Source organism: Flavobacterium sp., from assembly GCF_036405015.1.
GTDB lineage: Bacteria > Bacteroidota > Bacteroidia > Flavobacteriales > Flavobacteriaceae > Flavobacterium.
The window spans coordinates 1-23127 of record NZ_DASWYK010000151.1; the positions used below are offsets into that span (position 1 = coordinate 1).

Genomic DNA, 23127 nt, shown 5'->3' on the forward strand with positions numbered 1-23127 from the left:
AGGTAATGCAGACGGATTGGGAACATTACGAATTTTAGATGCAGTGCGTTTGTTGGGGCTTGAAAAAAAGACTCGTATTTATCAAGCTTCTACATCTGAATTATACGGAAAAGTACAGGAAGTACCACAGTCTGAGAAAACACCGTTTTATCCTAGATCACCTTATGCAGTGGCTAAAATGTACGCTTACTGGATTACAGTAAATTATAGAGAAGCTTATGGAATGTACGCTTGTAATGGAATTTTATTCAACCATGAATCTCCTATTCGCGGTGAAACTTTTGTAACCAGAAAAATTACCCGTGCTGTTTCAAGAATTGCTTTAGGGCTACAGGATAAATTTTACTTAGGAAATCTTGATGCTCAAAGAGATTGGGGACATGCCAAGGATTATGTGCGTATGATGTGGATGATTCTTCAGGCAGATGAACCAGAAGACTGGGTAATTGCTACTGGAACAACAACTACAGTTCGTGATTTTGTACGAATGAGTTTTGCTTATGTTGGTGTTGATATAGAGTTTAAAGGAACTGGTGTAGAAGAAAAAGCTTTTGTGGTAGCGTGCCATAATCCTGATTTTCAAATTGAAACAGGTAAAGAAGTTTTGGCAGTAAATCCTCGTTATTTCCGTCCGACAGAAGTAGAATTGTTAATTGGAGATGCAACAAAAGCAAATACAAAATTAGGCTGGGTACCAGAATATGATCTACAAGATTTAATAAACGATATGATGCAGTCGGATATAAAGTTAATGCAGAAAGATCATCATCTAGAAGAAGCCGGGTATCAGACAATGAATTATTACGAGTAAAATGAGAATAGAGAAATCAGCTAAAATATACATTGCGGGACATAAAGGTATGGTAGGTTCTGCAGTCTGGAGAGCATTAGAAAACCAAGGCTTTCACAATCTGATTGGACAATCTAGTAAGGAATTGGACTTGAAAGACCAAAAAGCAGTTCAGGCATTTTTTGAAAAAGAAAAACCACAGGCTGTAATTGATGCTGCAGCAAAAGTAGGAGGGATTTTGGCAAATAATAATTATCCGTATCAGTTTATTATGGAAAACATGCAGATCCAGAACAATCTGATTGATACTGCTTTAAAGTCCGGAATAGAGAAGTTTATTTTTTTAGGAAGTTCTTGTATTTATCCTAAAATGGCTCCTCAGCCGCTTCGTGAAGATTATTTGTTGACCGCTCCGTTAGAATCAACCAATGAATGGTATGCTTTAGCAAAAATTTCAGGAATTAAAGCTTGTGAAGCAGTTCGTAAACAATTTGCTAAAGATTATGTGAGTTTAATGCCTACCAATTTATACGGTATTCATGATAATTTTGATTTAAAAAGTTCGCATGTTCTGCCTGCTATGATCAGAAAGTTTCATGAAGCTAAAGAGAATAATCATAGTGAAGTAATACTTTGGGGTACAGGAACACCAATGAGAGAATTTCTTCATGTAGACGACATGGCACAGGCTGTTGTATTTGCTTTAGAAAACAAATTGCCAGATTATTTATATAATGTTGGATCAGGAAAAGATTTAAGTATTAAAGAACTGGCACTCCTAATTCAAAACGCCGTAGGACATGAAGGAGAAATTATCTGGGATACTACAATGCCTGACGGGACACCACGAAAACTGATGGACAGTTCTAAAATGCAAGAATTAGGATGGAAACAACAGGTTGATCTTAAAGAAGGTATTGAAGCTACATACAAATGGTTTTTGGCCAATACAGAAAACCTGAAAGAAGTTTCTATCGTTTCGTAATCCGTTGTGTTTTAATAGAAGTAAAGTTTTGCCTTAAACCATCGTCAGATAGAGAATTAGAAATATAGTTTAGCAGCCCCATTTTATATTTTCAGCTCCCAGATCATTTTATACAAACGAATATTCGATATAGTTTTAATTTAAAAATAAAAAGTTATGGATGAGAACAAAGTAATGGTATATGATAAATTTCATTATTTCTCGAGATTTTTGAAATATGAGTTTAAGGATATCAATTTTGAAGTAGGTCATAAAACAGATGTTCTTTATGGACATGAAATGACCAGTAATATATCTTTAATCGTTTTTGTTTTTTATGAAGAAAACGATTTGATAGATCTGCTAAGAGTGAATTCATTCGGAATCCCCTTGTTGGTGTGTAATCATTGTCCCCAATTCCTTAATAAGTTTATAAACATTCAAAACATTGAAGTTTTAGAGTGTTTGGACACAAAAAGAGGTTTCAGAAATGATCTTCGAGTTCATTTTGAGGAAAAATTTAATATTGAGGCTTCGCATCCAGTTTGTAGATAAAGAATATTGCCACTTCAGATTTTAGTATAAAATTAAAGTAAAATGAAAATTCTAAATGAGGGAAAAAGAAGCAGAGTAAGTGATTTAAAAGCTTTGAATAAAAACCTGGAAAGCTTTGCCTTCAGAGTATCACATGATTTGCTTTCGCCAGTAAATGCCCTTAAAACGTTGGTTTCTTTAATAGAAGAAGAAACAAAAGAAGAGAATACTCTAGAATATATTAGAATGGTTAAAAACCGTGTGTTTCATCTGGATCAGACCATTCGTAATAATCTAAAAAACTCTAAGAGTAATGCTCCAGAACTTCAAATCAGCTCTATTTCGATTGAAGAAACGGTTAGAGAAGCGGCAGAGATTTTCTCTCATGAAATGAAAACATTGGGAATTCGTTTTGCGATAAATATTCAGCAAAAGGAAGCTTTCTTCTCAGATAAATTCAGATTGAATACCCTGTTAGAAAATTTAATTGCCAATGCAGTTAAATATCATAACAATAGTAATCTTAATAAAGAGATAGTCGTAGAAGGTTATTTGGACGATGAAAAACTTCAACTGAAAATTTCAGATAATGGAATTGGCATTGCAACGGTTTATCAAGAGCGAATATTCGATCAGTTTTTCAGAGCTTCAAACACGGCCGAAGGCTACGGAATCGGGCTTTATATTGTAAAGCAGACTGTTGAAATTTTAGGAGGAACTGTTCAGGTAAAATCTGTACAGGGAAAAGGAACCTGTTTCATCTTAGAATTGAAAAATTTTAAAAACCAAAATTAGTATTGAACAGTCTATTGAGTTAAAAATTAGGCTCTTAATTAAAAGAAAACGTACACTCAACATTTATTAAAAATAATACTTTTAGAAAGAAATGAAGCAATTATTGTATATAGCACCAGTGATAATTGATTTTGAGAAATTGAATGGAGTGTCTAAAAAAATACTAAATCAATATAAGGTTTTTACTAAATCTTATAATGTGACATTGTTGTCTTATGGTCCTGATTGTCTTTATTACATTAATAATGATTTTTTTGAAACCATACCGCTTGATAAGGCAAACAGAAGACTTAAAATGTATTCATTTATCAATCAAAAACTATCGGTTAATAATTATAGTTTTATTTACACGAGATATCATCTTTGCGATTTTTTGTTTCTAAATTCTCTTAGAATATTAAAAAGAAAAGCAAGAAAGATTGCCATCGAAATCCCGACTTTTCCTTACAGACATGAGCTTTTGAAATGGAAAGGAGGAAAGCTACGCTACGCAATGGATGCTTCGTCTAATTTTTTGCTGAGACTTTATGCTGGCAGAATTGTCACTTATTCAAGTGATAAGAAGATTTTTGGGATCAATACGATTAATACGATGAATGGTATTATCTACGAGAATGTAATTCCTGTACAGCAGAAAGTCTACAATGAAAACGAAATACATTTGATTTCGGTATCACTTACGATGAGCTGTCATGGATATGATAGGCTGATTGAAGGAATTAAAACATATTACCAAAATGGAGGTAATGTGAATATAGTCTATCATTTGGTTGGAGAAGGAGAAGAGATCAATAAGTATAAAGCACTTGTAGAGCAATATGGTTTAGAAAAGCATGTGATATTTTACGGTTTTAAAAGTGGCAGTGATCTGGATGCTCTGTATGAGAAAGCAGATATTGCTGTAAACTCCATTGCCATTCACCGAATTGGATTAAAAACAGAAAGTACAATAAAGTCAAAAGAATATGCAGCTAAAGGTTTGCCAATGATTTCTTCTTATGCTGTTGATGCTTTTTCGAATCAAGATAATGCAGAATATGTTCATCAGATTAGTGCAGATGAAACTCCTGTTGAAATAGATGAGGTTATTGCATTTTATAAAAAAATGTATCAGAATACAGAGATCATTATTGGAGAAAAAATCCGTTCTGCTTCACAAAAAAGATGCGATATGTCTGTTACGCTTCAGGGAGTTATAGAATATTTTAACGCGGAGGTTTAGTTTGAAGAATCTTAATTACATTATAATTGTACTGGCTCTTTTAGGTATAGTAGATAGCTATTATATCTATCACCAGCCGGTTCCGCGAAATGGTCTTGAACTGCTGTTTTTGATTCCCTTAATTTTTACCGTTTGTGTATCGATTTTTGGTAACACTATACTGCGTTACCATAAAAAGGGAATAGGCTTGAAGATTTATTACAGTATTGTTTTTGTCCGATATATTATACAACCTTTTTTAATTACGCTTTCAGAAGGAAAATTGAATTTCAGAATGCCAGAAGCCAAAGCAGCTTCATACGAAACGGCTATTTTTATTTATGCAGTTGAACTTTTTATTGCTTGTATGGTTATAAAAAGATGGTTTCCTTTTTATATAAAAAAGTACCAGAAGAAAGATATTTCATGTCAACAGTTACCTCTTAATTCTTATGGAAAAAGAATACTGATTGTATATTTTTTATTTCTTTTAGTTCGTTTAAATTCTTGGATGCCTGGTCTTAACATATTAGCATTAAAAGAATCGGTTTCTAAAGTTGCTGTTGTATTTGATGCGACTATTTTTAACAGTTTAAAGATTTTTGTTTTCATATTACTGCTTGTAGAAGCCAAAAAATACAGCAGAAATACAGCAGGTTTTCAGTTCTATTTCAGTTTAGGAGTTGCCGCTGCTGTTTTTAATTTTATATCCTATTTCGGAAGTAACCGTTCGTTAATTTATGAAACAGCAATTGCTACAATTACCATTCTAATTGTAAGTTATCCAAAATTAAAGACCAGAATATTAGCTATTTTATTGCCTTTTGCCATCATCATTATGGTTCTGTCTTACATGAATAAACAGTTTGCCGAGGATAATGCAGGTACTTTTGAAACCCAGGATTCTAATGCAGTAACGTCAAATTTTATAGAAGAATATTCCAATGGTCTCTGGACAGTTGCACGTTCTTATCAAGCTTCGATTGGTATAAGTACAGTGAAGTCAAATGAAGCTTTAATTAAAGATTTTTCAGATGGTTTTTCGGGTTTATCGGATCTTCCTGGATTTAAAACGCTTTCTAACAGTCTGAAAGAGTTGCGTTCTTCCTCTGATATTTTTAAAGATTCATTAAAACAAAGAGATGACAGGGGACAAATGTTGTCGTTGTCTGGTGGCTTTTTAATTATTGGAGGCAATATGCTGGGTTGGCCAGTTCTTATTTTGGGAAATTATATAATGATTATGCTTTTAGTCAGAATGGAAGCGGCTTCTAAAGTGGTCAAAGATCTGTATTATAAGTATATGTATATCTGGATGTCCATTCTTATGGGACTTGTACATTGCTATTGCCTTCAGACCATTATTTTCTGCTGGAGTAAATACATTCTTTTTTACTGGTTTGTCTTATGGGTAAACCGTATGGGAATTTCAAAAATCAATCAATATAAAAAAGCCGACATTTTCACAAGAGTAAACTTGAACTATACATCAGCAGGAGGATCTGCAGTTTAAAAAAATGAAAAATACAAGCCATACAGATAATATAAAAAGAAAGGTGCTCCTTGTAGTAAATACACAGTTTCCTTATGGGAAATCGGAGGATTTTTTGTCTAATGAATTAGAATATGCAGTGGGTTTTGATGAAATTATCTGTTTCCCAATTTTGGTAAACGGATCAAAAACAGCTCAGGATATCATTTATAAAAAGCCAAAAGAGAACGTTACATTTTATAACAGTGCCTTTTCCTATAAAAGCTGGCAGGTAACTCCAAAACTCCTTCTGCAGACTCTTACAGACTCAAAATTGTATAAAGAATTGTGGCTTTTAGCACGTACGGCCAGATTTACTCTTAGAAATATCAAACAGCTGTTTCTTTTTCTGTTTATCGCGCACAACACTTTAAATACTCTGGATCGCATTCTAAAAGAAAAATATAAAGATTGTGATATCACCTTATATTCTTATTGGATGCATATCAGTGCTTTTGTCATTATTGAATTAAAAAAGAGATTCCAAAATAGCATTCATATTGAAAAAGAAATAACACGATGCCACAGATTTGACCTTTATGAATACGCTGATGCAGGTCTTTATTTACCAATGAGAAGATATATTTTATCGAATATGAATGAAATACATTCAATTTCAAATGACGGAATAATGTATTTGAAAAATTGGTATCCGACATACAGTGAAAAATTAAAATTATCCAGATTAGGCTGTTTAGATAAAGGAGTAAAAATCTTTCCTAAAACCGATACACTTCGTTTAGTTTCTTGTTCTTGGATGAGACCCGTTAAAAGAGTATCTGCTATTCTTGAAGCAGTTTCAAAGCTATCAGTGAAAACAGAATGGGTGCATTACGGAGATGGAGAAGAATTTGAAATGATAAAAAACAAAGTAGCACAGCTCAACAATCCTTTGGTTTCGGTCACTTTAATGGGAGCTTACAGTAATGAAAAGGTACTTGAGCATTATGCTGTTAAACCTTATGATGTTTTTATCAATGTGAGTGAAAATGAGGGAGTGCCAGTTTCTATTATGGAAGCAATGTCTTTTGGTAAGATAATAATTGCTACGAATGTAGGAGGAACAGCTGAGATAGTTGAAAATGAAGTAAATGGATTTTTATTGGATAAAGACTTTGCTATTCAAGAATTGGTTGATATTCTTTCTAAAATAGCTTTAATGGAAGCAGAACAATTCGACGAAATGTGCTTGAACTCAAGAAGAATCTGGGAGGAAAGATCTGATGCGGCAGCAAACTATGAAAAATTTTATCAGCAGCTTAAACCAGCAATTTAATCATGAAAATAAATATAAACCTTCAGCCAGTAAACAATCAAGGATCTGGAATTGCACTTTTTGCCAATAAGTTAATAAAACAACTAAGCCAACATAAATCATATAGCATTTCGGGCTGTTTTAATTTTGTCAGAGGTGTAAAAGAAAAAGATTTGGCACGATTTGCTTTTCCTGTAAAATATTCAAGAATTCCTGCTAAAGCTGTTTATTCAAGATTATTAAAAAATCCTCTGCCTTTTTATTATCACGCCATGGCGGCAAGTTCGGCACCTATCAATTTGTTTCTGACTTATAAAATACCAAGAGTTCGTTACGAAGGTCTTGTAATTTCAACGATTCATGATTTGATCCCTTTACGAACAACAACAGAAAACAGCAGTATTCAGTCAGATTATCATAATGATATTGCTTATGCAATTAAACATTCAGATTATTTGATTACCATTTCTGAGGCATCTAAAAAAGATATTCTTTCGGAGTTTTTATATGATAAAAATAAAATTTTTGTAGTGCCTAATGGAGTTGATTTTGAGTTGTATAACAAAACAATAGAAGCGGAAAAGCTTCAAGAAATAAGCAAAAAGTATCAGCTTCCAGATAAGTTTGTAGTTTATCTAGGCGGCATCAGAAAACATAAAAATGTAGACAATCTGATTCGTGCTTATGCTTTGCTTTCTACTGATATTAGAGAAGAAGTAAGTCTTGTTATCACTCAGGGAAATCAAGAATTAAAGAAACTAGCAGCAGATCTTCATATAGAAAAGCAGGTTTTTTTTACTCCTTACATTGATGAAGAAGACAAACCTGCCCTTTATAAATTGGCTTTAGCAATGGCTTTTATTTCCTCTTATGAAGGTTTTGGACTTCCCATTATAGAAGCTATGGCAGCAGGAACTCCGGTTATTACTTCTAATATTTCTTCTATGCCAGAAGTTGCTGGAAATGCTGCTGTTTTGGTAGATCCATTTAAAATCGAAGAAACTACAGCGGCAATGGAACGTATTATTCTTGATGAGCAATTTCGAAAAGAATTGATAGAAGCAGGATATAAAAATGCTAAACAATACAGCTGGACCAACGCAGGAGATGCCTTAATTAAATTATGTAATACGGTAAACAAGCAGTTATGATTCATTTAATAAAAAAGATAATTCGCTTAAGTCTAAGCCTGCCGAAAACCATTTATTTTAATTTCTGTTTGTTTGAAATTAAAACAGCTTTTAAACTTCCAATACTGGTCGATTACAGAACTAAATTAGGTTCGCTACACAGAAATACAGTGGTATTAAATGCGAAAGCAGAATTTGGAATGATTAAGTTGGGCTGGGGTGAAGGAGCTGAAGGAAACGAATGCAACCGCTTTAGTTACTGGATCATCAAAAAACATTGCAAAGTAATTTTTGAAGGAAAAGCACATTTTGCCCGAGGAGTTTCGCTGAGAGCAGACAATGAAGGAAAAATCATTTTTGGTGAAAATTTTACAGCAAATCAGAATTTCTTTTGTGCGAGCAATACCTCCATAACTTTTGGCAAAAATATACTCGCAGGCTGGAATATTCATATTCGTGATGGAGATGGTCATGCTGTTTATAATCACGAAAATAAAGTAATCAATCAAAACAAACCCATTAAGATTGGTAACCATGTCTGGATAGCCAGTTATTCATTTATTCTTAAAGGAGTTACTATAGGAGATGATAGCATTATTGCTTTGGGATCAATTGTAACAAGATCATTCTTTGAGCCCAATATAATTATTGGTGGTGTTCCAGCAGTAATGGTAAAGAGAGATATCCATTGGGAAAAATAATACGATTTTAAAATTTTTAGTTTTTAATGACAACAAACAGAACCCGCAGTTCGATAAAGAATTCAGCGGCAGCTTTGATAGGACAGCTCGCAACAATTGTTTTAAATTTTGCGGTACGAACCATCTTTATAAAAACTTTAGGAGCAGCTTATTTAGGTATTAACGGATTGTTTACCAATATACTTTCCGTATTGTCTTTTGCAGAAATAGGTTTTGGAACAGCGGTTATTTATGCAATGTATTCGCCACTGGCAGTACATGACGAAATCAAGGTGGCAAAACTGATGAATTATTACGCCAAAGTGTATGAAGGAATTGGCACTTTTATTTTTCTGGCTGGTCTAATCTTAATTCCATTTTTAGATTTTTTTATAAGTGATGTATCAGAATTGCCCAAAGAACTGCCTGCTTTATGGATAATTTATCTGCTGTATCTTTTAAATACTTCGGTAAGTTACTTCTTTAATTACAAAAGATCGTTGATTATAGCGAGTCAAAACGGACATATTGATTCCTTAAACCAGCTTTATTTTAATTTACTTAAAGGAAGTTTACAGATCATTGCATTACTGGTATTTCGGGACTTTCTAAGTTTTCTGATTATTCAGATTGTCTGTACTTTTTTAGGAAACTATTTTATTTCAAAAAAAGCAGATCGGTTATTTCCTTTTCTGGCTTCGCACAAGGACAAGAAAATTGACAAAATTGACAAAGATGCATTGAAAAAAAATGTATTTGCAATGTCATTCAGTAAGTTAGGATCTGTCGTAATAACAGGAGTAGATGATTTATTGATTTCCAAATTTGCTGGAATTATAGTAATGGGAATTTATTCTAATTATTTACTGTTGACAAATACGATAAGAATTGTTTTTATGCAGATTATGTTACCTGTAACGGCAAGTGTAGGGAATTTTGCTGCACAAAAGTCAAATGAAGAGGCACATCAATTTTTTAAAAAGCTCTTCTTTATCAATGCCTATTTTGCTATTTGTTGTTTTACAGCTTTAAGCACATTGGTCAATCCTTTTATCAGTCTGATTTGGGGCAAAGAGTATGTTTTTTCAGCAGTAATTACACTATTAATCACCTTTAATTTCTATCTGGATCGTATGAGAATGACTTCTCAAATCTTTATAGATGCCAAAGGCTTGTTTTGGCCAATCAAATGGAAGTCTTTATTTGAAGCAGTTGTCAATTTATCGTTTTCATTTTATTTCCTGTTGGTCTTAAAATGGGGAGTAGAATCTGTTATTACAGCTACCATAATCAGTAACCTCACAACCAATATTTGGTGGGAACCTTATGTGGTTTTCAAATATGGTTTTCAAAAAAAAGTAACACAATACTATATAACCCTTATTAAATATACAGCAGTTCTGATTATTTGTTACGGAATAGTAACTGGCTTGCAATCTTTCTTTTCGGACAACTTTTCGGGTTTTATCGGCAAGGGAATAACGGCTCTTATAGTTCCGAATATCATTATTGTACTGTTCTATTTCAGGACCGGCGAACTTCGATATACTGCTGGTTTAATACAAAATATTATAAATAAAAAATTATGATCAGAAGGCTGTTTGTAAAATTAGCATTTCATATTGGTAAAATACTTTTAAAACCTTTTGATGGAAGAATGCCCAGATTGTATATGAAAGGATACAATTTCATTCTAAAACTGGCTGGAGTTCAGATGAACGGAATGCCGCGTTATATTTCAACTCAAGTAAGGTTTGATGATTTTAATAAAATTTACTTATCAGAACGTGTTGTGATTTCGGAAAAAGTAATACTGCTAACACATGATTATTCTCTGACGACTGGTCTTATTGCATTGGGTAAAAAACCAGAGACAGATCTTGCTTTCAAGAAAGAAATTCACATCGGAAAAAATGTCTTTATAGGAATGGGAGCTTTGATTATGCCGGGAACAATTATTCAAGATAATGTTGTGATAGGAGCAGGAAGTGTGGTAAGAGGAACCATTCCTTCAGATGCTATTGTGATTGGAAACCCAGCCCAAATTATTGGAAAATTAACCGAAAAAGCCCTTAAGTGGGAACAACAAACTACAAATTCATTTGTACAAAAAGATAGAAAATAATAAAGATGAAACTACTTATTATCGGCCCTTTTCCAAAACCTATTAACGGTTGTTCTTTAGCCAATGAGATTCTTTTGAAACAGTTAAATCTAAAGAACGAGATTTCAATTAAGACTATAAATACGAGTTCAAAAAATATCTCTTCTGAAAATGTTGGGAATTTTTCATTCAGTAAAGTGTTTTCATTTTTAAAGGTTTACAAAGAATTATCTACGATTTCGAAATCAGATGTTGTGTATACCACTCCCGGACAAACCTTTTTCGGTATCGTAAAATACATGCCTTTTTATGTGTACTGTCTGCTGAAAAACAGACCTTACATAATTCATGTTCATGGAAATCATCTTGGGAATGAATATAAATCGTTGAAAGGATTAAAAAAGAGATTTTTTTCTTATTACATCAAAAAAGCAGCGGCAGGAATAGTGCTTTCAGATTCTTTGCGAACCAATTTTGAAGGACTTCTACCAGCTAAAAAAGTTTTCAAAGCTGAGAATTTTGCACAAGATGATTTAGTTCAGGAAAAATATAACGCTAAACCTAAAGACAAACTCAGACTACTTTATTTAAGTAATCTGATGGAAGAAAAAGGTATTATCGATTTTTTGGATTGTCTTATTTTATTAAAAAATGAAGGAGTTCCTTTTGAAGCAGATATAGCAGGTAAAATTGAAGACGAATCTGAGGTGATCATAAATGATAAATTTAAAGAATTGCAAGGTTTTATCAAATATCATGGTGTCGTATCTGGACAGCCTAAAATTGATCTACTTCAAAAATCTAATGTCTTTGTTCTGCCTACTTACTACCGCATGGAAGGACAACCTATTTCTCTGATCGAAGCTATGGCCACAGGAAATATTATTGTGACAACTAAGTTTTCAGGAATTCCAGATATCGTAAGTACAGAGAACGGTTTTTTTGTTCCCCAAAAAAGTCCCGAATGTATCTACAGTACACTACTTCAAATTAATGAAAATTTAGAACAGTGTGTTGATCAGTACAGTAATATAAACAGAGAATATGTTCAGTCTTACTTTACAGAATCTCAGTTTGCAGAAAAAGTTTTTAAAGTTATTAAACATATTTAATTTGAATTATTATGAAAAAAGTACGTTTAGATTTATTTGACTCAGAAATCGGTCTCGACAGAGGAGCATCTAAAGTAAAAGAGATGTTATGGTATGTAACAAAAGTGGTGTTCTTTCTTTCGGCTATTCCGTATCCTTCAAAATTCAAAGTGTTTTTGTTGAAAGTTTTTGGAGCAAAAGTAGGTAAGGGACTCGTAATAAAACCCAGAGTTAATATTCATTTTCCATGGAAATTAATTGTCGGAGACAATTGTTGGATTGGCGAAGAAGTTTTTCTTTTAAATTTTGAATTACTTACCATTGGAAACAATGTTTGCATCAGTCAAAAAGTTTTTGTCTGTGGCGGAAATCATGATTATAAAGATCCTACAATGCCCTATAGAAACGGAGTAATAGTACTCGAAGACGGAAGCTGGGTAGGTGCATCTTCTTTTGTCGGACCCAATGTTAAAATAGGTATCAATACTATTGTTTCTGTAGGATCAGTAGTGACCAAATCATTACCTGAAAACGGAGTTTTTAGCGGTAATCCGCTTCAATTGGTAAAAGAACGATGGTAAACAGTTTTCTTGTTTCGCTACTCCTATTTCAGAAGATAATAATCCCTTTATAAAATAAAAAAAAACATCTATTCAGGTAATGATACCAATGAATAGATAAAACAATACGCTCCATTTCTCCTATTAAAAAAGATTTTTTTCGGCACAAATAAGTTGTGGCGCAGCCCTTCTTATTTCAAATTTTCTAATTAATTAAAAACACAATCATGAAAGTTTCTATTATTACTATTTGCTACAATAGAAAAGAAACCATTGCAAACGCCGTGGAGAGCGTCTTATTACAGGATCATCCTGACATCGAATACATTGTTATAGATGGAAATTCAACAGATGGTACCAAGCAAATTCTTCAATCTTACGAAGGAAAAATAAGCAAATTCTTGTCTGAACCAGATAAAGGAATGTATGACGCGATTAATAAAGGTCTTAAAATGGCAACTGGAGAAATTGTTGGACTAATGCATTCAGATGATGAATTTTATGATACTAAAGTAGTTTCAAAAATCGTAGAGTTTTTTCAAAAATCTCCCTCATATGACGGAATTTATGGTGACGGAGTTTATGTTACCAACGATGCAAATGAAAAAATTGTACGCGACAGAATAGGAGGACAATACAATTACAAAAAACTAAAATCGGGCTGGCTGCCTTTGCACCCTACGGTTTATCTTAAAAAAGAGGTAATAGAAAAACTAGGTTATTATAATCTTGATTTTAAAATAGCTTCTGATACTGAATTTTTACTGCGCTATTTGTTTAAAAGCAAAATAAATCTGGCTTATCTGAATTCCTATATGGTAAAAATGAGAATGGGCGGATTAAGTACATCAGGAAGTCGGGCACTTGAAGTACTTTATGAAGATTACCGTATTTACAGTTATCATGGTCTTCCTGCTTTTAGAGCTGTATTCAGAAAAAAGCTCAGAGCATTAAAACAGTACTTAGTTTAAAATTTTTTATAAAAAATCCCCCCTTTAATGAGTAGTAGTAATTGTAAAAGCAATGGTAAAGTGCTTACAATAGTAATGTTTTTAATATGTACAGCTGGTATTTTTTATTATTCCTGGCTTCCGTCTTCCAATCTAAATACAGAAACCTATCTGCCTCAGATTATTATAGACTGGACTAACGAATATTTGAATTTCCGCACGGCAGTTCCATTTGTGATCTTAGGATTTTTATGTGAAGTACTGTTAGAATCGGCTTTAGAGTACCCATACAATAAAATGATTTTTGTGCATTTACAGACTGTTCTTATTTGTGCGGTCATTGTATGTGCCGCAGAAGCAGGACAGTTTTTTATATCAGACAGGCATCCTGATACAATGGATATCTTTTTTGGAATAGCCGGAGGTATTTTCGGTGGTGCCTGTGCTTTAGTATTCAAGAAGTTAAATCATTATTTTTTTAATAAAAATGCGTAACAGACATAAATTTACTTTTATTTTTTGCAGTATGGCAGCTGATTTCTGTGCAGTAGCTGCCAGTGTGTTTTTCTTTTTCCATTTTGCAGCAAATGCTAATGTAGAATGGACTTCGACTTTTGCCACCAGCAGTTATCTTATTGCTGCAGCCGGATGGATACTGGCAGTTTTATATTTTAATTTATATAGACTTGATACAGTGTTTAGTTTACCAGCTTTTTATCGCAGTAGCTGGCGTGTTTTTTTATGTCAGTTTCTTTTCTGGCAGAGTTGTATTATACTTTTTCAGGGATTAAAGAAATATCAGATGAGTATAGATGCAAGTACGTTACAGTTTAGTTTTCTGCTTTTTTATCTTTTACTATCAAGAATTGGATTTACCTATGTCTTAAATAATATCAAAAGCTGGGTTAAAAAGCCTTTTACGGTAGCAATCTGGGGATTTAATCCAACGAGTATTCAGTTGGCATCAAAATTAGAAAGCAACTCTTATTTCTTTAATTTTCTGGGTATCATCAACGATGCCGATGAAGATAAAGCGGTTGATAAAATCTCTTTTAATCATGCTCTTATAAATATCATACATAGCGCTTCAGAAAAAGGAATTCAGGAATTATACATTGTCGTAAAAACGGAATTTATTGATGATCTGAATACTTATTTTGAACTAGCAGATCGATATTGCATCCGATTGAAATTTGTACCAGATCTTTCATCTATTTCTAAATTCTCCTTCAGTAGTACCAGTTATGAAAACTTTCACATCATTCGTCCAAGACATGAACCGTTGCAAAATGCTTATAACAGACTTGTAAAACGAGTTTTTGATATCGTTTTTAGTCTTCTGGTTATCACTTTTGTTTTATCATGGCTTTATCCAATTCTGGCGATCATTATAAAAAAACAGAGCAAAGGACCTGTTTTATTCAAACAACTTCGAACAGGTAAAAAAAATCAATCTTTTTATTGCTACAAGTTTAGAAGTATGGCTGTTAATACAGATAGTGACAGTGTTCAGGCTAAGAAAGGTGATATGCGTGTAACTCCAATAGGAAAGTTCATCAGAAGAACAAGTTTAGACGAACTTCCGCAGTTTTTTAATGTTTTGCAAGGAGACATGAGTGTAGTAGGACCACGTCCACACATGATTAAACATACGGAAGATTACAACAGCCAGATTAATGATTTTATGGTGCGTCATTTTGTAAAACCGGGAATTACTGGTTTAGCACAAATTTCAGGACATAGAGGAGAAACTAAAAAAGTCTCTGATATGAAGAAAAGAGTTAAAGCAGACATCGAGTATCTGCAAAACTGGAGTCTGATAAAAGACTTAAAAATATGCCTTCTTACAGTTGTACTAACACTGAAAGGAGATGAAAATGCTTTTTAACTAAAAACTAAATAATTATGAACGTGACTTATTATGCAGCCGGATTTCTTTCAGGAATCTCAATTGCCGGTTTTTTTATCGGAAAAGAATTGTACCGATATTATGTTAAAGATAAAGTGCAGAAAAAACAGCTGCACCGATTGTCTAAATTGAATGATAAAATGAAAGTACAGAAAAGTACGCAGTACGAATCCAGACAATTGACGGATTCTCTTTAGTTTCATTTTTAGGTACTTGAAAGACAGTACATTCCAAAATGCCTTGAATTTTTAAATTTACACCAAGATCTAATGAATAGATTATTTTATGTAATACTCTTTAGTATTTTATTTTTCTCCTGTGCCTCTAAAAAGGATATTATTTATTTTCAGGATTCAGCTGATTACGCTTCAGTTACAACAAATTTAAAAGCGGTTTCCATCGAACCAAATGATATCCTTAGCATCAGGATTGGTGCTCTGGTACCCGAGACAGCTCTACCTTACAACATCCAGACTCCAAGTACCGTGGGTGTCAGTAGTACAATCGATATTTTAAAAGTACAGGGTTATCTTGTTTCTCCAGAGAAAACAATTGTGCTTCCTGTGTTGGGAGAAATAAGTACTGCAGGATTATCGGTAAAAGATCTAGAAACAAAAATTAAATCGGAGCTTGAAAAGGGGGGACATTTAATAAATCCTTCAGTAGCAGTAAGAATTCTTAATGCAAAAGTAACCATTTTGGGCGAAGTGAAATCACCAGGGACTTATACCTTTTTAGAGCAATCAGTTTCGATTCCTCAGGCGCTTGGATATGCAGGAGATCTTACCATTAATGGAAAACGAGATGATATACTGCTGATTAGAGAATCGGATGGAAAAAGAACCATTACACATGTTGATCTTAGAACAGCCAGCTGGATGAATAAAGACGAGTATCAAGTTCGCCAGAATGACGTATTGGTTGTCAATCCGAATAATGCAAAAGTAAAAACTGCAGGTTATATTGGAAATGCCAGCACCATACTTACTATTGCTTCTTTAATACTAAGTTCTATAATATTAATTACAAGATAAGCCACTTTATGAATACTGATAAAAATGAATTTTTCGATCTCACAGAAGAAACAAATCCTGTAGATTTAAAACAAATTATAAGTAAATATATTAGATACTGGCCTGTTTTTATATTATCTATCATCATTTCTGTATGTTGTGCCTTTGTTTATTTAAGATATGCTAATGTTATTTATAAATCTGAGGCCAAAGTTAAACTGCTTAATGATAAGGAAAATTCGAATTTTAGTTTGGATGTTTCTAAGTTGTTTAATAAATCTACAATTAATCTGGAGAATGAGATTGCTTTATTTAAATCGGTGCATTTGTCAGAGCAGGTCGTTAGAAATTTAAATCTGAATGTAGAATATTTCTTTATCTCCACTGTCAAATCGAAACAGGTTTATAATCCACCTTTTATAGTTGCTTATAAAAGTGATATGTCTGATTTGGGCAGTATTTTGCAATATACTATTACGGTAACAGCAAAAGGATATAAAGTTCAGGATATGTTGTCTGGAGAAATTTTTACCATTAATGGATTTACATTCGACGGTAAAAAAACAAATCTACCAATAAAGATTACTCCTGTATCTCATGCAATGATTCTTAAAAGTAGAGATAAGAGTTTTAATGTAATTTTAAAGCCTCTTAAAAAGACTGCTTTGGAACTTAGCGGTGCTTTTGAGATTGATGCTGAAGGAAAAGACAGTGATATTTTAACTATTTCATTAAAAGGAATTAACGGTCCTCATTCTGAGTCTGTTATCAATGATCTGATTCATGTTTTTGAAGCAGATGGTATAACCGATAAAAAAGAAGTCTCCCGAAGAACCATCAGCTTTGTGGATGATCGTTTTGTTTACCTCAGAAGAGAATTAGATTCTATAGAAAGCTCCAAAAAAGAATATAAAAAGAATAACAACCTTAGTTTTATCCAAGAAGATGCAGGCTCAAGTATTTTACAAAAAACAGCTAAGGAACAGGCTTCATTTGATATAGAATCACAGCTTCTACTGGTTGATTTGCTTATGAAAAGCGTCCAGTCGCAGCAAGCATTTGAATTATTGCCTTCTGATATCGGAATAGAAAATGCAGGAGTCAATCAACTGGTTTCTGATTTTAATGCTGCCGTTCTTTCGTATCAAAAAATGAAAACTAGTGCAGGGAATAACAATCCATCTCTACAACTTTCTTCTGAAACCCTTTTGAATTTGAAAGCTAATATCATTAAATCAATAAAAGGATATAATCAGCAGTTAAAAACATCACTCGCTCAAAGCGGATCTGCTCAAAAGGCTGCTGAAGGAAGTTTTGCATCTCTACCAGAGAAAGAAAAAGTGCTAAGAAGCATTGAACGTCAGCAGAATTTAAAGGAAAGCTTATATTTATTGCTGCTTCAGAAAAGGGAAGAAGCTTCTATAAATCTTGCCGTTACGGTACCCAATACTAAAATTATAGATTATGCGATAACAGATATTTATCCTGTTTCTCCACAAAGAAGCAAGATTATATTGATTGCGTTTTTTGCCGGTATTTTCATTCCATTCGGAATTTTGTTTCTTATTTTTAAATTAGACAACAAAATATATAATTCAGCAGATGTTGAAAATTTAAGTAACGGACTGCCTATTTTGGGAGAGCTTCCATCATTAAAAGAGACTAAAGATTCTGAAAATGAAAATCTGGAAGCTTTTAGAACATTGGCTAATAATACCAATTTTATTACACCATCTTCTTTAAAAGGTAAGGTCATTTTTGTTACTTCCTCAATAAAAGGAGAAGGTAAAACATTTGTTTCTTTTAATCTGGCATCGGCTTATGCCAATCTCAATAAAAAGGTCATCATAATCGGGTCTGATTTTAGAAATCCGCAGTTGCACAGACACTTAGAACATATTCAGAAAGAAAATGCGGGATTTAGTAATTATCTGCATGATAATTCTTTGAACTGGCGTGATTTGGTTTTAAGTAATCAAAATGCAGGATTTCCGTTTGATATTTTACTTTCAGGAACAATACCGCCTAATCCGACCTTATTATTATCGAGTCCTGTTTTCCAAAACTTTATTGATGAGGTAAAAGAAGTATATGATTTTATCATTTTTGATACTCCGCCAACTTTATTGGTAACCGATACTCTTATGATTTCAAAATATGCTGATACGACCTTGTTTGTATTGCGTTCTGGTATTACAGCAAAAAATTTGTTGTCTTATTCTCTTAAGCTAAATAAAGATAAAAAACTGATTAACATGGGATATGTGATTAATGATATTAATTTCAGCTCCAGTTATGGTTATAAATATGCTTACAATTATGGTTATGCTTACGGTTACGGGAGAGAAAATGTTAAGAAATCATGGTTCGAAAAGTGGAGAAATAGAGAATAGAAGATAAAGTCTCTTATTTGAAATTGGAATAAAAAAAGCTGTTATTAAAACAGCTTTTTTTATTTTAGAAAGATGCTATTATTTAATAATAACTGATCTAATTTGCTTTTAGTGCGAATTTGTAGAGGTGTAGTTTCAAATTGGTTAATTTCAGCATTACTGTGGATGTCTGAACCAGTAAAATCATACATGTTTTTTTCCAATAATTGAAGTGAGTTTTTGTAAATGTTTCTGCCATAATAACCTGTTAATGAAAGAAGGTTAAGCTGAAAATAAACACCAAAATCCTTTAATTTTTCATATTTTTCAATGGAATCGTGTAGATAGAGATACCGTTCTGGATGCGCAATAATAATTTTGTAGTCCCTAATTTTAAGCTCAAAAAGCATTTCGTACAAATTAAAAGGATTTGAAAATAAAGGGAATTCGATTAACAGAAAATGATCATCAATGCATAGTAATCTTTCATTTTTGATTTTTTCCATCAAAGAAGCATCCAGCATATATTCGCTGGCATATTTTTTTATAAAGCTACGATTAGCGTTATCTTCTATGGCAGTTTCATAAGCCGCTTTTATAATTTCGGACGTGTTGTTCCATTTAGAAGAGTAGGTGTGGGGAGTGGCAATACTTTTATGAATATTTAAAGTCTTCATATCAGCAATAAGTGCAGTAGTTTCCTCAACTGTTCTGGCTCCGTCATCTATGCCTGGAAGCAAGTGATTATGAATGTCAATGTAATTTTTGGGCAGTATATCTTTTAAATAATGTTTTGTTTTAAAAATGGAGAACATACGAAAAATTTAGACTCAAATTTAATTGTTCCAAAACTAGTTCTATAGCTCTTATAATTTTAATTAAAAGCGAAAAAGGATTATTTATCCTTTAAAGTGATGGTTTTTTGAATAGAAGATTATTTTAGAAAAGTTCTTGAAGAAAAAATTTCATAATCAGTAAATACAAAACAATCCAGAAATAATAAAATGAGGTATACTAATGAATTTGCGGTGATGTCTTAATAAGCACTACCTCAAATAGTGTCTAACTTTTAGAGGCAGTGCATTATAGCCATTTTTTTAGATCGAAAAAAAATTATTTAGTTTTCGTCGGACGAACTTCTATTTTGCTCGGTAGCACATTAGGATTCATTTTTAAAAGATCTACCACCATCTGACCAATATCAGAAGGCTGGATTTTCCATTTATCTTCTTCGCTTGGCATATGACCATTGAAATTTGAGGTAACTGAACCAGGCATAATTGTAGTACACTTTACATCATAATCACGCAGATCTAGCATGGCAGCTTGGGTAAAACCAACTAGTCCAAATTTTGAGGCGTTATAGCCAGCGCCTTTAGCAAAGAAATTGGCTCCCGCCAACGATGCGATCGATATATAATAGCCTTTGTTTTCTTTCAATTGTGCAGATGCTGCCTTAAGAGTATGAAAAGCGCCTGTAAGATTGGTATCAATCATGGCATTCCAATCTTCGAGTGACATTTCGTCTATCGGAGCAAATTTCCCAATACCAGCATTAGCAATTACGATATCGAGTTTTCCGAATTTTGATACAATCTGCTCAACAGCTTTAAGTTGGTCGTCAAAATTTCTGACATCCGACTTCAATACTAATACGTTCTGACTTCCTAATGCTTGCTGTGCTTTTTCAAGTGCTTCTGTATCTCTTCCTGAAAGAGCTACTTTTACACCGTTTTTGACTAAAGCTTCTGCAATTCCGAAACCGATACCTTTAGAAGCGCCAGTGATATAAGCTATTTTGTTTTCTATTTTCTGCATTTTTATACTATTAATTTTAATCTTTTTTATTGATATTCCTTTAAATGAAGTATTGTGAGTCTTGTTTTATAAAAGGCGCACCATTTATAAAAATACGATAAATTTCGGTTTTGAGAAATAAGAAAAAACAGGAATTCCTAAACGGTTGGATCTTTATATATTAAAAAACGGATTAGAGACAAGCAATAATCCGTTTTATAAATTTTAAAAGAATGTTTTATGAATTACCATACAAGTTTGATTCCCCTCCGTCAATTGCAATGGTTTGCCCATTTACATATTGGCATTCATCGCTAAGCAGAAAGGCTACAAGGCTGCCCACATCTTCGGGTTTACCTAATTTTCTTGTAGGATTTCTTTGTGCATAGGTGGTTTCAGCAGCTTTAGGGTCTGCAGGATTTACTTGTTTGAAAGCTTCTGCTACCATTGGAGTAAGGATCGCTCCAGGTGCAATTGCATTGGTATATATCCCATCTTTACCATATTCAATCGCTGCATTTTTGGTCATACCTGAAACAGCATGTTTACTAGCTACATAAGGCATCTGATTGATAACACCTCTGATTCCGCCAACTGATGCAACGTTTACAATTTTTCCGCCACCTTGCTTCTGCATTACCGGAATCACATATTTTAATCCGTAATACACACCCATAAGATTGATGTCGATTACTTTTTTAAAGATATTGATGTCATAATCTACTATTGATGCTTGTTTTCCCTCAATACCAGCGTTATTGTAGAAACCATCGATACGGCCAAACTCTTCAACTGTTTTTTCTACATAGCTTTTAACAGCTAGTTCGTCTGAAACGTCTGCAGTTATCGTGATGATTTTTGCCTCTGCCACAGCGGACTGGATTTCTGCTTTTGCTTTTTCCAGCGCCTCAGCGTTGTAATCTACCAGAGCAAGATTAGCTCCTTTTAATGCCACTGCTTTACTTGCAGCCAGTCCGAGCCCCATTGCAGCTCCGGTAATTATAATGGTTTTGTCTTTAAAAATGCCCATAATATATAGTATTTAAATTATTAGTGAAAAAATATTCATTTAAAAGTTAAATTTTTTAGCTCATTCCTCTCCAGACCATATCAAAGCAGTCATCTATGAGCTTCTGATTTAATGGAAACAACTTTTGGATGATTCCTGTAGAACAAGACCGAACCGCTCCGTCAAAAAAGCTGATAATCATAATAGCATCCACTGCTTTTATAATTCCTTCCTGCTGACCTTTTTCTATAAGATCATACAGTGGTTTATTCTGTGATTCATACTCGGCTAGTTGTTTAGAGAAATTAATTTGAATGTAGCCAGACTGCTGATATTGGTCTATAAATACAGTTTCATCATAGTTTTGCAGTCTATAGTTGAGCATATTGATATAAATTTGCTTAAAAGATTGTCTGATAGGCTTGTTGATATCAAAATTGCTGTACATGACCTGAGTCATTTTGTCTTCTACAGCGGCATAGGCGAGTTGTACAACCTCTTCTTTGTTTTTAAAATAGATGTACAATGTCCCAACTGCAATTCCTGCTATTTTACTTATACCTGAAATGTTAACGCTTGCCAGTCCTTGTCTACCTGTAAGCGTATAGACAGACTTTAAAATTTTTTCTCTTTTATCGGGATCTAAAGGTCTCATATAGTAAAGTTAAATGAAAAAATATTCATTTAAATTGATTGTTAGAAAATATAACTTTTATTTAAGAAAATAGATTGATATGATTCTCAGTATCATAACTTCAGATGAGTTAATTTTCTGCAGCTATATTTATTATTAACCCATAAGTTATAAGCTGAGGTTATTGATTATAACAATAAGAGCTGTCAATTGACAGCTCTTATTGTATTTTTTAATGATCTATTTTTGAGTAGAAATTACAGAAACTAGCATATATTAATAATAAGTAGATTCAAGATAAGGATCATAAATTTCGGCATCCCATTGGTCATCATTGTAATCATCCATTAGGTCTTCTTCAGAGTCTACATCTATTACATTTTCGTTGGAATCATGTGTGATGTCTTGTAAAAATTCACAGTCAAAGTCTGGTTCATCATCATACTTAAGATATAAGTCCAATACTTGTGAGTTTTGCTGATTTTCAGAATAAAATTCTGCATCTATCAAATTCGCATTAGAGGATTTATTAAAAGGTTTAACGGAAATAAGATTAGTGAACGAGGCTGTATGTGATTTCATAATTTATATAGTTGTCAAATTTGTTTTTTACTTATATATTCAAAAATAGAACTCATTGTCTCGTTTTTAATTACAGAATTTTCAGGCGGGTTTATATAATTTCTTTAATTAAAAGTTGATTTAGCTTTTTTTGTTTTTATCCATTTTATAATCAACTATGTAAAGAAAATAAAACTGCAAATTTTAAGTCTGTTTTATTTTATGAAAGCTATTTCTGAAAGGAGGA

24 protein-coding genes are annotated in these 23127 nt (G+C 33.0%); 19 read left to right on the plus strand and 5 right to left on the minus strand.

What is annotated here, in order from left to right; all coding sequences use genetic code 11:
• The 19 genes from VGE71_RS11865 to VGE71_RS11955 all read left to right on the plus strand — a co-directional run.
• Nucleotides 1–811: GDP-mannose 4,6-dehydratase (locus VGE71_RS11865; protein ID WP_331138524.1), on the plus strand; the 811-nt coding region annotated here is incomplete at its 5' end.
• Between the two features lie 7 nt (nucleotides 812–818).
• Nucleotides 819–1775, plus strand: a complete 957-nt coding sequence (locus tag VGE71_RS11870; protein ID WP_331138546.1) for a GDP-L-fucose synthase — start codon at nucleotides 819–821, stop codon at nucleotides 1773–1775.
• 156 nt (nucleotides 1776–1931) lie between these two features.
• A complete protein-coding gene (locus tag VGE71_RS11875; RefSeq protein ID WP_331138525.1) occupies nucleotides 1932–2309 on the plus strand; it encodes a hypothetical protein in 378 nt (125 codons plus the stop codon).
• 42 nt (nucleotides 2310–2351) lie between these two features.
• A complete protein-coding gene (locus tag VGE71_RS11880; RefSeq protein ID WP_331138526.1) occupies nucleotides 2352–3083 on the plus strand; it encodes a HAMP domain-containing sensor histidine kinase in 732 nt (243 codons plus the stop codon).
• Nucleotides 3084–3174: 91 nt separating this feature from the next.
• Nucleotides 3175–4305 (plus strand): glycosyltransferase, encoded by a 1131-nt coding sequence (locus VGE71_RS11885; protein ID WP_331138527.1) that lies wholly within the window; start codon nucleotides 3175–3177, stop codon nucleotides 4303–4305.
• Nucleotides 4306–4492: 187 nt separating this feature from the next.
• Nucleotides 4493–5797, plus strand: coding sequence for a hypothetical protein (locus VGE71_RS11890; protein ID WP_331138528.1), 1305 nt, complete (start codon nucleotides 4493–4495; stop codon nucleotides 5795–5797).
• A gap of 4 nt (nucleotides 5798–5801) precedes the next feature.
• The gene (locus VGE71_RS11895) at nucleotides 5802–7091 is read left to right on the plus strand and encodes a glycosyltransferase (RefSeq protein WP_331138529.1); all 1290 of its coding nucleotides are present in this window, start codon (nucleotides 5802–5804) and stop codon (nucleotides 7089–7091) included.
• A gap of 2 nt (nucleotides 7092–7093) precedes the next feature.
• Nucleotides 7094–8221 (plus strand): glycosyltransferase family 1 protein, encoded by a 1128-nt coding sequence (locus VGE71_RS11900; protein ID WP_331138530.1) that lies wholly within the window; start codon nucleotides 7094–7096, stop codon nucleotides 8219–8221.
• Nucleotides 8218–8901: an acyltransferase gene (locus VGE71_RS11905; RefSeq protein WP_331138531.1), complete on the plus strand. Its 684-nt coding sequence runs from the start codon at nucleotides 8218–8220 to the stop codon at nucleotides 8899–8901. Before VGE71_RS11900 ends, VGE71_RS11905 begins: the two co-directional genes overlap by 4 nt.
• A 26-nt stretch (nucleotides 8902–8927) precedes the next feature.
• The gene (locus VGE71_RS11910) at nucleotides 8928–10469 is read left to right on the plus strand and encodes a hypothetical protein (protein ID WP_331138532.1); all 1542 of its coding nucleotides are present in this window, start codon (nucleotides 8928–8930) and stop codon (nucleotides 10467–10469) included.
• Nucleotides 10466–11005 (plus strand): acyltransferase, encoded by a 540-nt coding sequence (locus tag VGE71_RS11915; protein WP_331138533.1) that lies wholly within the window; start codon nucleotides 10466–10468, stop codon nucleotides 11003–11005. The genes VGE71_RS11910 and VGE71_RS11915 overlap by 4 nt, the downstream gene beginning before the upstream one ends.
• A 5-nt stretch (nucleotides 11006–11010) precedes the next feature.
• Complete coding sequence (locus tag VGE71_RS11920; protein WP_331138534.1) at nucleotides 11011–12096, plus strand: glycosyltransferase family 4 protein; 1086 nt, start codon at nucleotides 11011–11013, stop codon at nucleotides 12094–12096.
• An 11-nt stretch (nucleotides 12097–12107) separates the two neighbouring features.
• Nucleotides 12108–12656 carry a WcaF family extracellular polysaccharide biosynthesis acetyltransferase gene (locus VGE71_RS11925; RefSeq protein WP_331138535.1) on the plus strand — a complete coding sequence of 183 codons (549 nt, stop codon included), beginning with the start codon at nucleotides 12108–12110 and terminating at the stop codon, nucleotides 12654–12656.
• Between the two features lie 206 nt (nucleotides 12657–12862).
• The gene (locus VGE71_RS11930) at nucleotides 12863–13606 is read left to right on the plus strand and encodes a glycosyltransferase family 2 protein (protein ID WP_331138536.1); all 744 of its coding nucleotides are present in this window, start codon (nucleotides 12863–12865) and stop codon (nucleotides 13604–13606) included.
• 27 nt (nucleotides 13607–13633) lie between these two features.
• Nucleotides 13634–14080, plus strand: a complete 447-nt coding sequence (locus VGE71_RS11935; protein WP_331138537.1) for a VanZ family protein — start codon at nucleotides 13634–13636, stop codon at nucleotides 14078–14080.
• Entirely contained in the window at nucleotides 14073–15473 is a 1401-nt protein-coding gene (locus tag VGE71_RS11940; protein ID WP_331138538.1) for an exopolysaccharide biosynthesis polyprenyl glycosylphosphotransferase, read from the plus strand. The genes VGE71_RS11935 and VGE71_RS11940 overlap by 8 nt, the downstream gene beginning before the upstream one ends.
• A 17-nt stretch (nucleotides 15474–15490) precedes the next feature.
• Nucleotides 15491–15691, plus strand: a complete 201-nt coding sequence (locus VGE71_RS11945; protein ID WP_144213201.1) for a hypothetical protein — start codon at nucleotides 15491–15493, stop codon at nucleotides 15689–15691.
• 72 nt (nucleotides 15692–15763) lie between these two features.
• Complete coding sequence (locus VGE71_RS11950) at nucleotides 15764–16528, plus strand: polysaccharide biosynthesis/export family protein (RefSeq protein ID WP_331138539.1); 765 nt, start codon at nucleotides 15764–15766, stop codon at nucleotides 16526–16528.
• 8 nt (nucleotides 16529–16536) lie between these two features.
• Complete coding sequence (locus VGE71_RS11955) at nucleotides 16537–18900, plus strand: GumC family protein (RefSeq protein ID WP_331138540.1); 2364 nt, start codon at nucleotides 16537–16539, stop codon at nucleotides 18898–18900.
• Nucleotides 18901–18959: 59 nt separating this feature from the next.
• On the opposite strand, the gene VGE71_RS11960 is transcribed toward VGE71_RS11955, so the two are convergent.
• The 5 genes from VGE71_RS11960 to VGE71_RS11980 all read right to left on the minus strand — a co-directional run bounded on the left by VGE71_RS11960 (nucleotide 18960) and on the right by VGE71_RS11980 (nucleotide 22781).
• Nucleotides 18960–19694, minus strand: coding sequence for a tyrosine-protein phosphatase (locus VGE71_RS11960; RefSeq protein ID WP_331138541.1), 735 nt, complete (start codon nucleotides 19692–19694; stop codon nucleotides 18960–18962).
• A gap of 298 nt (nucleotides 19695–19992) precedes the next feature.
• Nucleotides 19993–20697 (minus strand): SDR family oxidoreductase, encoded by a 705-nt coding sequence (locus VGE71_RS11965; protein WP_331138542.1) that lies wholly within the window; start codon nucleotides 20695–20697, stop codon nucleotides 19993–19995.
• Nucleotides 20698–20914: 217 nt separating this feature from the next.
• Entirely contained in the window at nucleotides 20915–21706 is a 792-nt protein-coding gene (locus tag VGE71_RS11970) for a glucose 1-dehydrogenase (RefSeq protein WP_331138543.1), read from the minus strand.
• A 55-nt stretch (nucleotides 21707–21761) separates the two neighbouring features.
• Nucleotides 21762–22340 (minus strand): TetR/AcrR family transcriptional regulator, encoded by a 579-nt coding sequence (locus VGE71_RS11975; RefSeq protein WP_331138544.1) that lies wholly within the window; start codon nucleotides 22338–22340, stop codon nucleotides 21762–21764.
• Nucleotides 22341–22595: 255 nt separating this feature from the next.
• Nucleotides 22596–22781, minus strand: coding sequence for a hypothetical protein (locus VGE71_RS11980; RefSeq protein ID WP_331138545.1), 186 nt, complete (start codon nucleotides 22779–22781; stop codon nucleotides 22596–22598).
• Nucleotides 22782–23127: the final 346 nt, after the last annotated feature.

Bases quoted from the DNA above. Each gene is read 5' to 3' on its own strand.
- VGE71_RS11930 (WP_331138536.1), top strand. From the start codon at position 12,863: ATGAAAGTTTCTATTATTACTATTTGCTACAATAGAAAAGAAACCATT.
- VGE71_RS11920 (WP_331138534.1), top strand. From the start codon at position 11,011: ATGAAACTACTTATTATCGGCCCTTTTCCAAAACCTATTAACGGTTGT.
- VGE71_RS11970 (WP_331138543.1), bottom strand. From the start codon at position 21,706: ATGGGCATTTTTAAAGACAAAACCATTATAATTACCGGAGCTGCAATG.
- VGE71_RS11975 (WP_331138544.1), bottom strand. From the start codon at position 22,340: ATGAGACCTTTAGATCCCGATAAAAGAGAAAAAATTTTAAAGTCTGTC.
- VGE71_RS11895 (WP_331138529.1), top strand. From the start codon at position 5,802: ATGAAAAATACAAGCCATACAGATAATATAAAAAGAAAGGTGCTCCTT.
- VGE71_RS11910 (WP_331138532.1), top strand. From the start codon at position 8,928: ATGACAACAAACAGAACCCGCAGTTCGATAAAGAATTCAGCGGCAGCT.
- VGE71_RS11960 (WP_331138541.1), bottom strand. From the start codon at position 19,694: ATGTTCTCCATTTTTAAAACAAAACATTATTTAAAAGATATACTGCCC.
- VGE71_RS11935 (WP_331138537.1), top strand. From the start codon at position 13,634: ATGAGTAGTAGTAATTGTAAAAGCAATGGTAAAGTGCTTACAATAGTA.
- VGE71_RS11875 (WP_331138525.1), top strand. From the start codon at position 1,932: ATGGATGAGAACAAAGTAATGGTATATGATAAATTTCATTATTTCTCG.
- VGE71_RS11955 (WP_331138540.1), top strand. From the start codon at position 16,537: ATGAATACTGATAAAAATGAATTTTTCGATCTCACAGAAGAAACAAAT.
- VGE71_RS11925 (WP_331138535.1), top strand. From the start codon at position 12,108: ATGAAAAAAGTACGTTTAGATTTATTTGACTCAGAAATCGGTCTCGAC.
- VGE71_RS11880 (WP_331138526.1), top strand. From the start codon at position 2,352: ATGAAAATTCTAAATGAGGGAAAAAGAAGCAGAGTAAGTGATTTAAAA.
- VGE71_RS11965 (WP_331138542.1), bottom strand. From the start codon at position 20,697: ATGCAGAAAATAGAAAACAAAATAGCTTATATCACTGGCGCTTCTAAA.
- VGE71_RS11940 (WP_331138538.1), top strand. From the start codon at position 14,073: ATGCGTAACAGACATAAATTTACTTTTATTTTTTGCAGTATGGCAGCT.
- VGE71_RS11900 (WP_331138530.1), top strand. From the start codon at position 7,094: ATGAAAATAAATATAAACCTTCAGCCAGTAAACAATCAAGGATCTGGA.
- VGE71_RS11905 (WP_331138531.1), top strand. From the start codon at position 8,218: ATGATTCATTTAATAAAAAAGATAATTCGCTTAAGTCTAAGCCTGCCG.
- VGE71_RS11885 (WP_331138527.1), top strand. From the start codon at position 3,175: ATGAAGCAATTATTGTATATAGCACCAGTGATAATTGATTTTGAGAAA.
- VGE71_RS11945 (WP_144213201.1), top strand. From the start codon at position 15,491: ATGAACGTGACTTATTATGCAGCCGGATTTCTTTCAGGAATCTCAATT.
- VGE71_RS11950 (WP_331138539.1), top strand. From the start codon at position 15,764: ATGAATAGATTATTTTATGTAATACTCTTTAGTATTTTATTTTTCTCC.
- VGE71_RS11915 (WP_331138533.1), top strand. From the start codon at position 10,466: ATGATCAGAAGGCTGTTTGTAAAATTAGCATTTCATATTGGTAAAATA.